This window comes from Streptomyces sp. NPDC034670 (assembly GCF_055574875.1).
On the sequence record NZ_JBVITR010000117.1, the window covers coordinates 1 to 4,023 of the forward strand.

Sequence of the window (4,023 nt, forward strand, 5' to 3'; positions counted from 1 at the left end):
CAGGTGCCCGCCGAGCGCGCCCGTTCCGCCGGTGATCAGGACCGTGCCCGACGGCTCCCAGACGGGGGCCGGGTCGGTCGCGGGAGCGGGGACGAACCGGCGGCCGTACGTGCCGCCGGGGCGCACCGCGAGCTGGTCCTCCTCACCGGGAGCGGCGAGGGCGGCGACGAGGCGCCGCAGGGTCCGTTCGTCGGGGTCGCCGGGCAGGTCGACCAGGCCGCCCCACCGGTCGGGGTACTCCAGCGCGGCCACCCGGCCCAGTCCCCAGAAGGCCGCCTGCGCCGGATCGGTGAAGCCGTCGCCGGCCCCGGTGGTGACGGCGGCGCAGGTCACGCTCCACAGCGGGGCGGTGATTCCGGCGTCGTCCAGGGCCTGGAGGAGCAGGGTGGTGGCGGGCAGACCGGCGGGAACGCCGGCGGGGAGCGTCGCGGGGTCGGCGGCGAGGAGGGAGACGACCCGGGTGAACGTCCCTCCCGGTGCCGGCGCGCCCGCCGTCTCCCGCAGCCGTTCCGCGAGTTCGCCCCGGTCGTCGGTGTCCACGGTGCACACGACGGTGTCCGGTCCGAGCGCGTCGGTCACCGCCCGCGCCCACGCGGCCCCGGTGGGCGGCAGCACGGCGAGCCACCGCCCGTCCGGGCGGGCCCGGTCGTCCCCGGACGACGGCTGCCAGGTCTCCCGGTACCGCCAGGAGTCGACGGTCGAGCGCGCCCTGCTGCGGCTGCGCCACGACGACAGCGCCGGGACGACCGCGTCCAGCGCCCCGGGAGCGAGGTCCAGCCGCCCGGCGAGCTCCTGGACGTCCGCCCGTTCGACGGCCGCCCAGAACTCGGCGTCCGCGCCCGTCCCCTGCGGCACGGGTTCCGCCGCCTCGGGCCAGTACCGGGCGCGCTGGAAGGCGTAGGTGGGCAGGTCGACGCGGCGGGCGCCGGTGCCGGCGAAGAACGCGGCCCAGTCGACCGGTGCCCCGGCCGTGTAGAGCCGGGCCAGGGCGGTCACGGCCGCCGTCTCCTCGTCCCGGTCGCGGCGCAGCACGGGCACGACCTCGGCCGTGTGCGCCGGGACGGTTTCCCGGACGAGGGGCGTGAGGACGGCGTCGGGGCCGAGTTCCAGGTAGTGCCGGACGCCCGCGTCGGCCAGGGCGCGGACGGCGTCCGCGAACCGTACGGTCTCCCGGACGTGCCGCACCCAGTGGTCCGGGGAGGCGGGGTCGCCGCCCGCGAGGCTCGACACGATCCGCAGCGCGGGTTCGGCGAAGCGCACGCCGGAGACCGCCGCGCGGAAGTCGTCCAGCACGGGGTCCATCAGCGGCGAGTGGAAGGCGTGGCTGACCGTGAGCCGGGTGCGGCGCCGCTCCCCCAGCGCGTCGACCACCCGTGCGACCTCGTCCTCGGTACCGGACACCACGACCGAGCGGGGGCCGTTGACGGCGGCGAGCGCCACACCGCCGGACAGCAGCGGCCGTACCTCGTCCTCGGCGGCCTCCACGGCGACCATCGCGCCGCCCTCGGGCAGCGCCTGCATCAGCCGGGCCCGGGCGGCGACCAGGGTGCAGGCGTCCGCGAGCGACAGCACGCCCGCGACATGGGCGGCGGTGATCTCGCCGACGGAGTGCCCGGCGACGTACTTCGGGGTGACGCCGAGGGATTCGACGAGCCGGTACAGCGCCACCTCGACGGCGAACAGCGCGGGCTGCGCGGTGCCGGTGCGGTCCAGCTCCGCCGGGTCCGTGCCCCACATCGCCTCCCGCACGCGCGGGTCGAGCCCGGCGAGTACGGCGTCGAGGGCGTCGGCGAACACGGGGAACCGCTCGTACAGTCCGCGCCCCATGCCGATGCGCTGGGCGCCCTGCCCGGAGAAGACGACGGCGAGCGGGCCGGGTTCGGCGACGGCACGCGCGGCCTCGGTGAGGCCGTCGTCGGAGGCGAGCAGCACGGCCCGGTGGGCGAAGGCGGAGCGGCCGGTGGCGAGGGAGTACCCGACGTCGAGCGGCGCGTGGTCGGCGGCGTGGGCGCGGATCCGGTCGAGCTGGGCGTCGAGTGCCGCGTCGGTCGTGGCCGTGACCGGCCACGGCACCGGGCGCGGGGCGGCGGTGACCGGCTGCGGCTCGGGGGTGTCGACGGCCGGTGCCTGTTCCAGGACGACGTGGGCGTTGGTGCCGCTGATGCCGAAGGACGACACTCCCATGCGGCGGGGGCGGCCGGTGTCGGGCCAGTCGGTGGCGGCGGTGGCGAGCCGGACGGCCCCGGCGGACCAGTCCACGTGGGAGGAGGGCACGTCGGCGTGCAGGGTGGGCGGGACGACGCCGTGCCGCAGAGCCATGACGGCCTTGATGAGTCCGGCGGCGCCCGCGGCGGCCTGGGTGTGCCCGATGTTGGACTTCACCGAGCCCAGCAGCAGCGGCCGCTCCCGGTCCCGGCCGTAGGTGGCGAGGAGGGCCTGGGCCTCGATCGGGTCGCCGAGGCGGGTGCCGGTGCCGTGCGCCTCCACCGCGTCGACGTCGGCCGGCGCCAGGCCGGCGGAGGCGAGGGCCTGCCGGATGACGCGCTGCTGGGCGGGGCCGTTGGGGGCGGTGAGACCGTTGGAGGCGCCGTCCTGGTTGACGGCCGAGCCGCGCACCGCGGCGAGGACCGGGTGGCCGTTGCGCACCGCGTCGGACAGCCGCTCCAGGACGACCATGCCGACGCCCTCGGACCAGCCGGTGCCGTCGGCGTCGTCGGAGAACGCCTTGCAGCGGCCGTCGGCCGCGAGGCCGCCGTGGTGACGGAACCCGGCGAAGGCGGCGGAGGTCGTCATCACGGTGACGCCGCCCGCGAGCGCCAGCGAGCACTCGCCGCTGCGCAGCGCCTGCGCGGCCAGGTGCAGCGACACCAGGGAGGAGGAGCAGGCGGTGTCGACGGTGACGGCCGGGCCCTCCAGGCCGAGGACGTAGGCGAGGCGTCCGGAGATCACGCTGGCCGCGAGCATCACGCCGCGGCCCTCCATGTCCTTGGCGCGGGCGAGGAGGTGGTGGTAGTCGACGCCGTTGCTGCCGACGAACACGCCGGTGCGGCTGCCGCGCAGGCGCTGCGGGTCGGTGCCGGAGCGCTCGACGGCCTCCCAGGCGGTCTCCAGCAGCAGCCGCTGCTGCGGGTCCATGGCGAGGGCCTCGCGCGGGCTGATCCCGAAGAACCCGGCGTCGAAGTCGGCGGCGTCGTACAGGAATCCGCCCTGGCCCTGTATCTCCCAGCCGCGGTCGCCGGGGAACGCGGAGATGGCGTCGCCGCCGGAGGCGACGAGGTCCCACAGTTTCTCCGGGGAGTCGGCGCCGCCGGGGAAGCGGCAGGCCATGCCGACGATGACGACCGGGTCGGCGGCGGTGTCGGCCGGGTCGGCGGCGGGCAGCGGGCCGTCGTCCTCGGCGGGGCTGCCGAGGAGTTCCGCGACCAGGTGCTCGGCGAGGCTCTGCGGCCGGGTGTGGTCGAAGAGGAGCCCGGCGGGCAGGGCGAGGCCGGTGGCGCGGGCGAGCTGGTTGCGCAGCTCCATCGACGTGAGCGAGTCGAAGCCGATGTCGTGGAAGGCGCGTTCGGCGGCGACGGCCTCGGGTCCGGAGTGGCCGAGGACGCCCGCGGCGTGCTCGCGGATCACGTCCAGGACGAGCGGGACGCGTTCGTCCTCGGGGGCCGCGTAGACCTTGCGGCGCAGGGAGGTGGCGGCCGAGCGGGTGTCCTCGCGCAGCCGGGTGGCGGCGTCGCGGGCCTCCCGTGCGGCGGGCAGCGCGCCGAGCGCGGCGCAGGGCCGCACGCTGAACAGCATGCGCAGCGTGTCGGGCTGCTGGAGGTCGGCGACGACGGTGACGGGTTCGGGTGCGACGGCCAGTTCGGCGAGGACGTCGAGGGCGAGGCCGGGTTCGAGGGCGGTGGTGCCGGTCGCGCGCAGCGCCCCGGTGAGTCCGGCGGCCATGCCGCCGCCGTCCCAGGCGCCCCAGGCGACGGAGGTGGCGGGCAGGCCCTCGGCGCGGCGGCGCTGCGCGAGCGCGTCGAGGAC

1 protein-coding gene is annotated in these 4,023 nt (G+C 77.1%); it reads right to left on the reverse strand.

Annotated features, from left to right (window positions below):
* On the reverse strand, positions 1-4,023 hold a 4,023-nt coding region (locus ACZ56B_RS32640; protein WP_468798654.1), incomplete at both ends, for a type I polyketide synthase.